11 protein-coding genes are annotated in these 12,297 nt (G+C 38.3%); 9 read left to right on the forward strand and 2 right to left on the reverse strand.

The features are described 5' to 3' along the window. Positions 1-61: 61 nt before the first annotated feature. Genes ACY10D_RS05870 through ACY10D_RS05880 form a run of 3 tightly spaced genes read left to right on the forward strand, consistent with a single transcriptional unit; the run spans position 62 to position 4,886 of the window. Entirely contained in the window at positions 62-205 is a 144-nt protein-coding gene (locus ACY10D_RS05870) for a cupredoxin domain-containing protein (protein WP_486999947.1), read from the forward strand. 26 nt (positions 206-231) lie between these two features. Further along, complete coding sequence (locus ACY10D_RS05875; protein WP_486999833.1) at positions 232-1,770, forward strand: efflux RND transporter periplasmic adaptor subunit; 1,539 nt, start codon at positions 232-234, stop codon at positions 1,768-1,770. Between the two features lie 14 nt (positions 1,771-1,784). Beyond that, positions 1,785-4,886 (forward strand): efflux RND transporter permease subunit, encoded by a 3,102-nt coding sequence (locus tag ACY10D_RS05880; protein ID WP_486999834.1) that lies wholly within the window; start codon positions 1,785-1,787, stop codon positions 4,884-4,886. 49 nt (positions 4,887-4,935) lie between these two features. Here ACY10D_RS05880 and ACY10D_RS05885 read toward each other — a convergent pair whose 3' ends face one another. After that, complete coding sequence (locus ACY10D_RS05885) at positions 4,936-5,538, reverse strand: UPF0149 family protein (protein ID WP_486999835.1); 603 nt, start codon at positions 5,536-5,538, stop codon at positions 4,936-4,938. A 182-nt stretch (positions 5,539-5,720) separates the two neighbouring features. Between ACY10D_RS05885 and ACY10D_RS05890 the strand changes: the two genes are divergently transcribed. The 6 genes from ACY10D_RS05890 (at position 5,721) to ACY10D_RS05915 (ending at position 11,213) form a co-directional block, all read left to right on the forward strand. Further along, positions 5,721-6,362: an AAA family ATPase gene (locus ACY10D_RS05890; RefSeq protein ID WP_486999836.1), complete on the forward strand. Its 642-nt coding sequence runs from the start codon at positions 5,721-5,723 to the stop codon at positions 6,360-6,362. Further along, positions 6,359-7,267 carry a ParB/RepB/Spo0J family partition protein gene (locus tag ACY10D_RS05895; RefSeq protein WP_486999837.1) on the forward strand — a complete coding sequence of 303 codons (909 nt, stop codon included), beginning with the start codon at positions 6,359-6,361 and terminating at the stop codon, positions 7,265-7,267. Before ACY10D_RS05890 ends, ACY10D_RS05895 begins: the two co-directional genes overlap by 4 nt. Positions 7,268-7,291: 24 nt before the next feature. Beyond that, the gene (locus tag ACY10D_RS05900) at positions 7,292-8,011 is read left to right on the forward strand and encodes a glutamine amidotransferase-related protein (protein WP_486999838.1); all 720 of its coding nucleotides are present in this window, start codon (positions 7,292-7,294) and stop codon (positions 8,009-8,011) included. Beyond that, complete coding sequence (locus ACY10D_RS05905) at positions 7,998-8,879, forward strand: SGNH/GDSL hydrolase family protein (RefSeq protein WP_486999839.1); 882 nt, start codon at positions 7,998-8,000, stop codon at positions 8,877-8,879. Before ACY10D_RS05900 ends, ACY10D_RS05905 begins: the two co-directional genes overlap by 14 nt. A 48-nt stretch (positions 8,880-8,927) precedes the next feature. Next, the gene (glk, locus tag ACY10D_RS05910; protein WP_486999840.1) at positions 8,928-9,938 is read left to right on the forward strand and encodes a glucokinase; all 1,011 of its coding nucleotides are present in this window, start codon (positions 8,928-8,930) and stop codon (positions 9,936-9,938) included. A 108-nt stretch (positions 9,939-10,046) separates the two neighbouring features. Next, positions 10,047-11,213, forward strand: a complete 1,167-nt coding sequence (locus ACY10D_RS05915) for an acyl-CoA desaturase (RefSeq protein WP_486999841.1) — start codon at positions 10,047-10,049, stop codon at positions 11,211-11,213. 56 nt (positions 11,214-11,269) lie between these two features. Here the strand turns inward: ACY10D_RS05915 and ACY10D_RS05920 are convergent, their stop codons facing one another. Beyond that, positions 11,270-12,004: an SDR family oxidoreductase gene (locus tag ACY10D_RS05920; RefSeq protein ID WP_486999842.1), complete on the reverse strand. Its 735-nt coding sequence runs from the start codon at positions 12,002-12,004 to the stop codon at positions 11,270-11,272. Positions 12,005-12,297 lie beyond the last annotated feature (293 nt).

Consider the following 12,297-nt stretch of genomic DNA (forward strand, 5'->3'; position numbering starts at 1 on the left):
TTAACACAATAAATTATGGATTGGCAACTCGTAAACTTTATTTTTGATTATTATTCAACCCTTGATTCGCATTAAAGAGCTGAATAAACAATACACATTACCATTGCAAGAATCTTTTCATATCAAACTTGGTAAGCTCCCCAAAGGGGTATATTACTTTAGTTGCCAGATGAATATGTATCAAGGCACAGTCGTTGTAACGTAGTTAATAGGGTATTTGGAGGCGGATAAATGCAGGAAGAAATCACAAAAAATAAGCATGTAAAACTTAAAAATCTGGGGCTAATGGTTTTAGGCGGTGTGATTGGTTTTGCCATTTTTTATGCATTACCTTTAGATCAAAATAAGCAAAGCAATAAAGACAATGTGGATCAGAAAGCTAAAAAACCACTATATTGGGTGGCTCCCATGGATCCAAACTACAAAAGGGATCAACCTGGAAAGTCGCCAATGGGGATGGATTTAGTGCCTGTTTATGCTGAGTCATCTACAGCAAATGGTGTGAAAATCTCACCTGATGTGATGAATAATATTGGTGTGCAAGTTGAACCTGTAAAATACCGAAGCTTGCGGATTAATATTGATGCATTAGGTGTTATTAAAGAAAACGATAATTATGTTGAACATGTCCATACCTATGAAAATGGCTGGATACGTAAACTTCAAGTAGCCGAAGTTGGCAAAGAAGTAACAAAAGGGCAGCTAATAGCCCAGATCTACTCGCCAAAATTATTAGAGGCTGAACAAGAATTTGTACTTGCGTTACAAAGCAAAGCTATTGCGACTAGCTCAGAGACCTCTCAATATACTGATCAGGTAGATTATATCAATGCTGCTAAGCTTAAACTTAGCGCACTAGGGATCTCAGATGAGCAGATAGCGCGTATTGAAAAAAACAAAAAAGCCGATGTGCTAATTGATATTTATGCGCCAATTTCGGGCGTAGTTTCTGAGCTTGAAGCCAAAGAAGGTATGTATATCACACCAGATAAAAACATGATGTCTATTGTTGATTTAAGCACCGTATGGTTAAATGCAGAAGTTTTCCCTAGTCAGGTGCAGTATCTTAATATCGGTGATCAAATCAGTGGCAAGATCAATGGCATTAATGAAATTTTCAAAGGCAAACTTACATTTATCTCACCAACAATTGATCCAGTGACGCGAACCGTGACAATTCGGGCAACACTTGATAATAAAGATCAATTGCTTAAGCCAAATCTTTATATGGATGTTAATATTTTATCGAAAAAATTAGCTAAGTCTTTAACGGTACCAAGCTCGGCAATTATTCGTTTGAAAGATCTTAATTATGTGATTTTAGAAAATGGGCAAGGTCAATTTAGTGCGCAAGAAGTAAAATTAGGGCTTGAAGCAAATGGCTATACGCAAATTTTGGCAGGATTAACAGAAAATGATAATATCGTTACCTCAAGTCTATTTTTAATCGACTCAGAATCCAATGTTCAAGCAAGCTTAAAACGCCTTAATGCTAATCATCCGCCTCAAATAAAAATGGATAAGATATCAAAACAATCAAAATCTAGTCTTTATCAAGGAATGGGGGTAGTGCAAAAAATAGATAAAGAAAAGCATATTATCATCTTATCACATGAGCCAATAAAGGCACTTAAGTGGCCTGCCATGACAATGCCTTTTAATGTTTCAAATAAGATTAATTTGGAGACATTAAAACCCTCTGAACGTATTCATTTTGAGTTTGAGAAACAAGCCAATGACTATGTGATTACTAAAATCTCAATACACTAAGGAAGAGGTGGGCTATGATAAAAAATATCATTTATTGGTCAATCAAGAATAGATTTTTAGTGATAGTCGCAACAATTGCATTAATTGTTGCAGGCATTTACGCCATCAAAACAACCTCTGTTGATGCCATTCCGGATCTCTCTGATGTGCAAGTCATTGTCAAAACCAATTACCCAGGACAAGCGCCGCAAGTTGTTGAAGACCAAGTAACCTATCCATTGTCAACGGCAATGTTATCAGTACCGGGTGCCCAGAGCGTGCGAGGCTATTCATTCTTTGGAGATTCATATGTCTATATTATTTTCAAAGATGGCACAGACCCTTATTGGGCGCGCTCGCGTGTTTTAGAAGTTTTAAGCCAGATTTCAAATAAACTACCGGCATCTGCAAAGAGCGCATTGGGCCCAGATGCCACAGGGGTTGGCTGGATTTATCAATATGCTTTAGTTGATCGATCAAATAGTATGGATATTTCAAAGCTAACCAGCTTGCAAAATTGGTTTTTAAAGTATGAGTTACAAACTGTCCCTGGCGTCTCAGAAGTTGCAACCGTTGGTGGGATGGTTAAACAATATCAAATTACCTTAAACCCTGATGCCATTCGCGCTTATAACTTGAATTTAAATAAAATCAAGCAAGCCATTATTGAGGCTAATCAGGAAGTAGGTGGTTCAGTGCTTGAGATGGCAGAAGCTGAATATATGGTTAGAACCAATGGTTATCTGAAAAACCTACAATCGATCAAAGACATTCCTGTTGGTGTCATGCAAAATGGCACAGCGATACTGCTTAAAGATATTGCAACGATTAATATTGGCCCTGAAATGCGCCGAGGTGTTGCTGACTTAAACGGGGAGGGTGATAGTGTTGGCGGCATCATTGTGATGCGTGATGGTGAAAATGCATTGGCAACCATTAAGGCGGTTAAAGCTAAGCTACAATCTTTACAAAAAAGCCTACCTGCTGGAGTTGAAGTTGTTGAAACCTATGATCGTTCCACGCTCATTCATAATGCGATTGATAATTTAAGTGATAAATTGATCGAAGAATTGATCATCGTATTATTGGTTTGTTTGGTGTTTTTGTTTCATATTCGTTCTTCACTCGTGGTGTTAATTAGCTTACCAATTGGCATATTATGTGCATTTATTATTATGCGTCTTCAAGGAATCAATGCCAATATTATGTCCCTTGGAGGGATTGCCATTGCTATTGGTGCAATGGTGGATGCTGCTATTGTGATGATTGAGAATGTGCATAAACACTTTGAAAAGAATATGGTGACCAAAGATAATCGTTGGCAGCTAATCGTCAAAGCTACTGCTGAAGTCGGTCCGCCTATTTTCTTTTCATTATTAATTATTACTTTAAGCTTCTTGCCCGTATTTGCTTTGCAAGCTCAAGAAGGCAAGCTTTTCTCGCCTTTAGCCTATACTAAAACTTATGCCATGGCAGCGGCAGCTGGTCTTTCAATTACACTAGTGCCGGTACTGATGGGCTATTTAATCCGTGGTAAGATCATGCCTGAGCATAAAAACCCAATAAATCGTATTCTAATGGCAGCTTATAAGCCATTTTTAAATGGGGTACTTAAGTTTCCAAAAACAACGATATTGGCATGCTTAATTATTGTGGCAATAACGCTTTATCCGTTAAAGCATATTGGCTATGAGTTTATGCCTGATATGAACGAAGGGGACTTGATGTATATGCCGACACTTGTGCCAGGTATTTCCATTGGAAAAGCGCAGCAGGTGTTGCAGCAAACAGATCGTTTGATTAAGACAGTTCCCGAGGTTAAAACGGTTTTTGGCAAGATTGGACGCGCGCAAACGGCAACCGATCCCGCCCCTTTAACCATGATTGAAACAGTGATTCAGTTTAAGCCTAAGTCACAATGGCGCAAAGGCATAACATTTGAAAAGATCAAACAAGAGTTTGATCAAGTAGTTAAAGTTCCAGGTGTCACCAATGCTTGGGTGATGCCGATTCGTACACGTATTGATATGTTATCAACGGGGATTAAAACACCGATTGGTATCAAAATCTCAGGTGATAATTTAGCAGAGATTCAAGTTTTAGGTAGCAAGATTGAAAAGCTGTTAAATCAATTGCCTAACACAACCTCAGTTTATGCTGATCGTTCGGAAGGTGGACGTTATATCAATATTGATATCAATCGCAAAAAGGCGGCGAACTATGGACTTTCCATTGCTGAAATTCAGTCGCTCATCTCAATGGCAGTGGGAGGGATGAATATCACCGAAACTGTCGAAGGGTTGGAACGTTATCCTGTTAACTTAAGATTTCCACAATACGATCGAGATTCTTTAGAAAAACTCAAAGCATTACCGATTGTGACACCAACAGGTGCACATATTGCTTTATCGGAAGTCGCTAATATTTATATCGACAAAGGTGCACCGATGATTAAAAGTGAGAATGGACGTTTAACAGGACTTGTGTTGGTTGATATCAAGGGCGATGTTGGCAGTTATATCCATCAAGCACAAGCGCTATTGGATCAAAAACTACCGTTACCAACTGGATATTCACTGAGCTTCTCAGGTCAATATGAATATATGCAGCGCGCTAATCAACAACTTTTAAAAGTTGTCCCCATCGCGGTGGCAATTATTTTATTATTATTGTATTTAAGTTTCCGACGAGTTGCTGATGTATTGATGATTGTATTGACTTTGCCATTATCTATCGTTGGTGGTATTTGGTTGATTTATCTTTTGAATTATAATTTGTCAGTAGCTGTGGGTGTTGGTTTTATAGCATTAGCTGGTGTTGCCGTTGAAATTGGTGTGTTGATGCTGGTTTATATGAACCAAACAATACAGTCTCTTAATAGGGAAACATTGTCTGAAGATGATATTAAACGCGCGATTATTGAGGGAGCATTATTGCGGGTGCGCCCAATTACAATGACAGTGGCAACGATTATTATTGGTTTGATTCCTATTATGTTTGCAACAGGAACTGGATCAGAGGTTATGCAGCGCATTGCAACACCGATGGTCGGTGGCATGATTAGTGCAACTATTTTAGCGCTACTGCTGCTGCCAGCTGTATATTATGTTTATCAAAAAAGGCGTTTGTTGAAATAAGACGCCTGTCTCGTTGATTTAATGTGACAAGAGAGACGTTTATTAGTTACTACTTTGCATTTGGATTGCTGCAAATTAAAGCATATAACTGAATAATCAAATCAGTGAGTCTTTCTAATGACTTATTGCGTTGATCTAATGACAGATGTTCAAAGTCGCAATCATCATCAAACCCTAAAATATCATCAATAACGGCTTCGATTTGCGGATTTAATATCCAAGCATCTACAAAGTACTCAAAGCCACGTTCAAAACCATCAAGCCATAGATCAATCGCAGGCAATGCTTGATCATTATGCATCTCGTGATAAACAAGCGGTTCAAACTCAGTTAATTCATTGGCAAATGCTTTTTTGACACGATTGTGTTCAGCAATTAATAGCTTAGTCAGTTTTTCTTGTTCAGCTTGAGATTTAAATTGAGGTAGTGCATCTTCTTGCCAAACACCTTCTAACCAATCTTCAAGGTCTATCATATCAGGGCAAAGCAATACGGCTGTGAGATATCCATCTAACATGGATAGCGAGAAAATATGTTCATCTTTATCAAAATTATCGGCAGGCTCCGGATATAAATTAAGAAGCAGATCATCGAGCTCATTAGCTTTATTTGAATCGAATTTAGTGGTTTTGCTTGAGGCTTTGTTATGCATAATGCATCCTTGTTTGTTATCATTCTCTGAAATTCATTTGAGAGTATAATCAAACTTAATGATTGAATCAAAATAAACACTAAGCTTCATACAGAATAAAGCAAAAAAGCCATGGCAGAAAGGCTGTAAAATGCTTGATGAGTGTTATATACTGACACAAGCATTAAACGTAACTTAATCAGTTGAAGATGAAGACAGCAAAAGTAATTGCCCTTTTACAACAAAAAGGTGGCTCTGGTAAGACAACAACCGCAATGAATATTTATGGCGGACTTAGGGAATTAGGTCATTCTGTATTAGTTATTGATATGGATAAAGACAAGCCAGATGCTTGGTCATGGGCAGCTAAAAATGAAGACTCGGCTGATAATGTTATTCAAGTGGATGAGAAACATGCCAGAGAGGCAATTGCAGAGGTCAAATCAAAGGTGAACTATATCGTTATTGATACACCACCGAATTTCCAAACGGCTGCCTTAAAGGCTGCTTTATTGGCAGATTTAGTGATTATTCCAGCAGCGCCCAGTGGCATGGATTTATCAGGCCTTCTTGAGGCAAAAGATTTAGCCTTAACTGCTGATCGCCCTTATAAGCTACTTGCTAATCGCGTTGTTAAAGGCTCAAACATGTCGCGCAGCTTGCTTAATGTGCTAGAAGAAGAAGGTAAATCTTTCAGTACGTTTATTCCACAAAGTGTTAAGTTTGTCGAAGCTGAGGCCTCTGGTATGTATATCGGTGATTACGCGCCTGAGAGTAATGTCCATGTTCAAGTCAGAAGATTAGCTAAGGAAATCGTGGCTTCATTCTCAAGGGTGACTGCATGAGTGCAAAAATATCCTTAGCCAATAGAAAAAGGGTGCATGAATTGGGGAGCACTGATGGCAGTGCTGATAATAAAAAGGAAGCGCTATTGGCACTTAAGCTTAAAACTTTAAACGAACATGCAGCACAATCAGGTGGGTTGCTTAATATCAATTTAAATGAATTAATGCCTGATCCAAATCAGCCGCGTAAAATCTTTAGAAATATTGATACTTTAGCGCAGAGTATCGCGCAAAAGGGCATTATCCAACCGATTATTGTAACGCCTAAAAAGGATGATGGTTTTTATCATATTATCGCTGGTGAGCGTAGGTTTAGAGCGGCAAAAGAGCTTACGCTTGAAAGTGTGCCATGTATTTTACGTGATGAAGCGGACAATGATATTTTAATTATTCAATTGCTTGAGAATGAACAACGTGAAAAAGTCTCCCCATTTGAAGAGGCCGATGCTTTAACTGAACTTGTGATGAAGCGTAAAGTCAATAAAGCAGAAGTTGCTGAATCTTTAGGGCGTGAACCAAGCTGGGTGTCGATGCGCTTAAAACTTGCCAAATCGTCACAAGCAATTCGCCTGTTAAGTCAAGATGGTTTGATCGATGATGTGCGCACACTGTATGAATTAAAAAAGCTTGAAGATGAACTACCGCAAGTTGCCAATCAATTTGTGCAAAAAGTGCGAGAGAATAAAATTCATGGCGCTTATCGCCAAGCAATCAAACGTGCTAAAGAAACATGGTATAAGAAACAAGATAAGCTTGACGACAAAGAAAGCTCAATTCAGATTGAAGAGATCTTGAATTTAGATGATGGGGTAATTGGCTTTAAAGCAGATAAGGAACACGCCAGTAAACTCTATACATTCAAGTTATCAAAAGCAGCGTTAATGCAGCTCAAAGAGATGATTTAAAGAGTTGAGGTTTAAGAGGTCTTAATGAAGATAGCCTTACTGCAAGCTGATCATATTCCGGAATATCGCCACTGTGTCTCAGGAGGCAATTACCCTGATATGTTCGCCAATCTTTTTTTGAAAGTCTCAACCATTGTCGATATTGATGTGTTTGATGTGACTGTTGGTCAATATCCAAAGGATATTAATCATTATGACAAGTTTATTATTACCGGCAGTAAAGCGACATCATTTGAACGTCTACCATGGATTTGTGTTCTAGAAAATTACATAAAGACACTGTTTGGTTTACACAAAAAGATGATTGGTATTTGTTTTGGTCATCAAATCCTAGCACAGGCCTTAGGTGGACGCGTTGAGCGTTCCGTTAAGGGGTGGGGTGTTGGTGTGCAGTGCATTAAAATACTTGAAAGACAAGCTTGGATGTGTCCGTTTCACGATCATTTGAGTTTAGCTTTTTATCATCAGGATCAAGTGGTTGATCTGCCGCAAAACGCCACTTTAATTGCCACAAACACCTTTTGTCCTGTACAAATGTTTGTCATTGATAATTTAGTATGGGGAATGCAAGCTCACCCTGAAATGTTGCGTGCGCATAATCATTTGTTAATAAAAGAGCAAAAAGAAGCATTATCACATTGCTTTGAGTCAGGCATGGATAGCTTGAGAATGCGTGATCACGGTAGAGTGGTTGCGCAGTGGATGGTTAATTTTTTTGAAGGAGCTAACGATGACTGTTGGTAGTATTGTAGTATTTGGCGATAGCCTGCAAGATAATGGCAATCTAATTAAAACACTGGAAATTCCAGGAGTACCTTATGACCGTGGACGCTTTAGTGATGGATTAGTTGCTTGTGAGTATCTTGGTAAGATGTTCAAAGAAAGGCAGCAAACAACAGCAGATATTAAAGTAAATAATTATGCCATAGGTGGCGCATGCACCTCAGGTAAAAATCCAAAATCATTGTTAACAGCGCACTCTTTTTCAGTGCAAAATCAGATTGATCGTTATGTTGCACGACAAGGGCGCTTTGCTGATGATGCGCTTATTATGCTAAATGGTGGTGGTAATAACTTTTTATTTGCTGTGCATAATGAAAAACCTTTCTTAAATTTTCCTGCGGTTTATCGCGTTGCCAGTGATTTACTTTCTAGTATTGATCGCGTGATTAAGCTTGGCGCTAAGAGGGTCGTTGTTTGGAATGTGCCAGATGTGACTGTCGCACCTGCTTATGAGGTGACACCTTTTCCAAAACCAATAGTTATTTGGCTTAAGAAATATATCAAGCGCAACATTATCAAGCAAAATAAGCAGCTTGAAACTGGGGTTAATAGGCTTAAAGAGAAATATCCTTTCGTACAGATTCATTTATTTGATGCCTATGCTTTATTGCACGAAGCATTAGAAACCCCTATGGCATTTGGGTTTGATAATGCGACGGAAGCCTGTATTAGAAGCTTTGGTGGTGTTGATGCTAATGGTGAAATCCAAACAGATATTCCCATTGAACATGATCCAAAGACACATTTATTTTGGGATTATGTTCACCCAACAACCAAAGCACAAAAGATGCTTGCTGAGAAAATATTTGACTTACTACATCCGCTGTAGTGAGTTATTAACCATGATTTAATTTGTTAAACAACAAGGATAAAATAGATGATTGTATTAGCTGGTGATGTTGGTGGAACCAATACACGTTTGCAGTTGACTGAATGTAAAGATAAAAAGTCAAAAGTATTATTTGCTAAAAAATATTTAGCCGTTGATTTTAAAAGCTTATCTGCCATTATTGGGAAATTTCTTGCAGAATCGTCGGTTGATAAGTCGCTGATTAAAGCAGCTTGTATTGCTGTGGCAGGCCCTGTTAAAAATGGTGCGATTGAGTTTACCAATCTACCGTGGGGACTTACCGAAACTGAATTAGCTGAAGTATTAATACTTGATATTAGTAAGGTTAAATTGATTAATGATTTTGCATCTATCGGTTATGGTTTAGACTCCGTGGAAACCAAAGATTTAGTGTGTCTACAGCAAGCGCCAATTGATCAAAATGCACCTGTTGCAATGGTTGGAGCGGGAACTGGCATTGGTATGGGAATCGTTACTAAACATGATAACAAGACCTTTGTTTACCCAAGCGAAGGGGGGCATCAAGATTTTGCACCTGTTGATGATGAGCAGATTGGTTTGTTTCAATTTTTAAAGAAGAAGCTTCATCGTGTGTCCATTGAGCGTATTTGTTGCGGTCCTGGTCTTGTTAATATTTATAAATATGTCGTAGCTAACCCTTTATATAATCAACCAGAGTCACCTGAATTAAGACGCGATATGCACAAAGGTGGCGATCAAGCGCAACTGATTACGCAATATGCCGTTGAGAAGGGTGATCCGATGTCATTAAGAGCAGTAGATATTTTTATTCGGGTTTATGGTGCAGTTGCTGGAAATATGGCACTAGCCACTTTACCAAAACGCGGGCTTTATATTGTTGGCGGTATTGCGCCCAAGCTTATTAAGCAAATGCAAGATGGTCGCTTTATGAAAAACTTCCATGATAAAGGACGCATGACGGGGCTAATGAAAGAGATTCCGGTTTTTGTCGTGATGGATACTGATGTTGGTATTAAAGGGGCGAGTGCTTTTGCCTTGTCATTGTGCGAAAAATAATCCTAGTATTTTTAGATATTTGCGATAAGATGGGCAGTGGAAATTTATTTTTCTCTTTGCGTTTTCGCATTTTTGTTTTTTGCTGAATTAACTTAGAAAAGGATACGTATGCAAAACAATGCAGAAAAACGGCCACTTGATATGAAAAGTGTGCTGATTTTAACATTAACACCGATTGCAGCATTAATATTTATTCCATATTATGCTGTGACTTATGGCTTTTCCTTAGCTGACTGGCTTTGGTTCGCCTTTTTTATGATAGCAACGGGTTTGTCAATCACCGCAGGCTATCATCGCTTATGGTCGCATCGCGCCTACAAGGCAAAAGCACCCCTTAAGATCTTTTTTATGCTATTTGGTGCAGCGGCTTTGCAAAACAGTATTATCAAATGGTCATCGGATCATCGTAAGCATCATCGTCATGTTGATGATAAGGAGCTTGACCCTTATGCAGCCACTAAAGGCTTTTGGTATAGCCATTTCACTTGGATGCTAAGAGAATTGCCAAGAAAAGTGGGCAAAATTGAAAACGTAAATGATCATGAGAAAGATAAGATTGTTGCTTTTCAACATAAATATTATGTGCCATTAGCTATTTTTATGTGTGTATTATTGCCAATGCTTATTGGAGCTACCTATGGCAGTATTGGTGGTTGTTTATTATTAGCGGGCTTACTACGTTTAGTCCTTAATCATCATTTTACATTCTTTATCAATTCACTGGCGCATGTTTGGGGTAAACAAAAATACTCAGACGAGAATACCGCACGTGATAATCCTATTTTGTCATTGGTCACTTATGGTGAGGGCTACCATAACTATCATCACAAATATGCTGGAGATTATCGTAATGGTGTTAAATGGTATGACTTTGATCCTTCTAAATGGATTATTTTCAGTGCGTCAAAAATTGGTTGGGCATATGATCTAAAAACGACACCAAAGCCCGTGATTGAAGCAGCACGCGCGTCGATGCAATTGAAACATGCACAAAACAAGCTTAAAGATAAGCGTTATATCAAGCTAGTTGTTGATTTTGAACAGCGCTTAGAGACGCAATATAAACTACTTTTTGATAGCATTAAAGATTGGGCAAAAGCCAAACAAGCTTGTTTGCAAGCAAAGAAAGATAAACTATCGTCAACACAAACCATTCAACTTAAAGAGCGCTATAAGGAACTAAAGCGTAAATTTAAAACTGAACGTAAGGTATGGCGTGTGATGGCATATTCCTCAGCTAAACTTGCCAAGTCACAAAATGGACGTGCGGCTTAAGGTTAAAGTCAGATAACTATCCCACCACGAATCACTTTGTGGTGGGTATATATCAATTAAGGTTGTTGTTTTGTTGCCGCAATGACAATTTCGCGAATGCAAACATTTTGTGGTTGCATATAAGCATAGATAGCGGCATTAGCAACATCATCAGCAGATAAAACGCCACCCATATCATCTTTCCATGCTTCATAACCAGCTTTTATCTCTGATGATGAAGTATGGCTTAATAATTCAGTTTCAGCAGCACCTGGTGCGATAGTGATTACACGGACATTATGTTCGGCAACTTCTTCTCGAACATTTTCGCTAATTGCATGCACGGCAAACTTAGTACCACAATAAGCAGCGTGATTAGGAAAGGTTTTTCTTCCGGCAATTGAGCTTATATTAATGATTGTCCCTTCGTTACGCTGTTTCATATCAGAAAGAACAATCTGCATGCCATTAAGTAGAGCGTTGACATTAACATCAAGCATTTTGGAGAACTCGCTTGCATGTTGACTGTCAATCTGACCAAGTAGCATGACGCCTGCATTATTAATTAGACAGTCGGTTTTCCCAAACTTTTGCTCAGCATCTCTTACGGCTTTTTCAAAAGCGTTGCGATCAGTAATGTCAACTTTAGCGCAAATGGTATTAGGTAGCTTAAGTGCTTCAAGTTTATCTAAACGTCTTGCAATTAGTAGTAATGAAAAACCATCAGCACTTAACTTTTTAGCAATCGCTGCACCAAAGCCAGAGCTAGCACCAGTGATCACAACTAGTTTTTTGTTTTCTTGCTTACTCATGTTTGTATTTCTCTTTAGGTTAGTGATATCTGAAGAAGAAAGTATATAGATTAGTAGGAGCTAATTCCAGATGGCATTAGTTTTTTTCAGATGTGTTCAGTCAAACTTAGAAAGTATACTTTTCACAACCGCTTTAATATTAAGGTTTTGGGCGTTTTCACAAAAAACAAAATTTCCAAGTGAATTAGTGTTTCACCCATCAGAGAATCGTGTTGAATAAAAATAGCTTGATATATTGATAAAGTCTAATGTAGAATATCCTAATATAACTGGATAATTGATTTTATAGTGTG

Source organism: Cysteiniphilum sp., from assembly GCF_057495195.1.